Source organism: Cellulophaga sp. 3_MG-2023 (assembly GCF_030546975.1).
Classification (GTDB): Bacteria; Bacteroidota; Bacteroidia; order Flavobacteriales; family Flavobacteriaceae; genus Cellulophaga.
The window spans coordinates 1-642 of record NZ_JAUOPS010000017.1; the positions used below are offsets into that span (position 1 = coordinate 1).

Here is a 642-nt window from a genome sequence, read left to right on the forward strand (position 1 = left end):
ACTCCTACTGGATATAATGATATTGATAAAAAATTCTCTCCCAATTTTGGAGCAGGTATTTACTATCATACCAATAAATTCTATGCAGGATTATCTGTACCTAACTTTTTAGAAACTGAACATTTTGATAATTCTGGTGGACAAAACAGCTCTTTTGTCGCTGTTGAACGTATGAACTGGTATTTAATTACAGGTTATGTGTTTGAGCTAAATAGAGACTTAAAACTTAAACCAGCAGCGCTTATTAAAGCTGTTAAAGGGGCGCCTTTACAGGCAGATTTATCTGCTACTTTTTTACTTAGAGACAAGTTTAGCTTTGGAGCCGCTTACCGTTGGGATGCTGCTTTAAGTGCTCTTGTTGGGTTTCAGCTTAGCGAACAACTTATGCTTGGACTAGCATACGATAAAGAAACTACTGATCTTGGAAACACTTCTTTTAATGATGGGTCTTTTGAGGTATTTTTAAGATACGAACTTAAGTCTAGATACAAAAAAGTAATTACCCCTAGATTCTTCTAAAAAAACAAAACAAATGAAATTTAAATACATAACACTTGCCTTTTTGTTTTGTTGTGCACTCACTAATGCACAGTCTAAAAAACAACAAAGAGCAGATGATAAGTTTGAAAGCTACCAATATGC

1 protein-coding gene is annotated in these 642 nt (G+C 34.3%); it reads left to right on the forward strand.

Annotated features, from left to right (window positions below):
• Window positions 1–519 (forward strand): type IX secretion system membrane protein PorP/SprF (locus Q4487_RS17015; RefSeq protein ID WP_303571927.1); only part of this gene is annotated, 519 nt, incomplete at its 5' end.
• Between the last annotated feature and the right edge of the window lie 123 nt (window positions 520–642).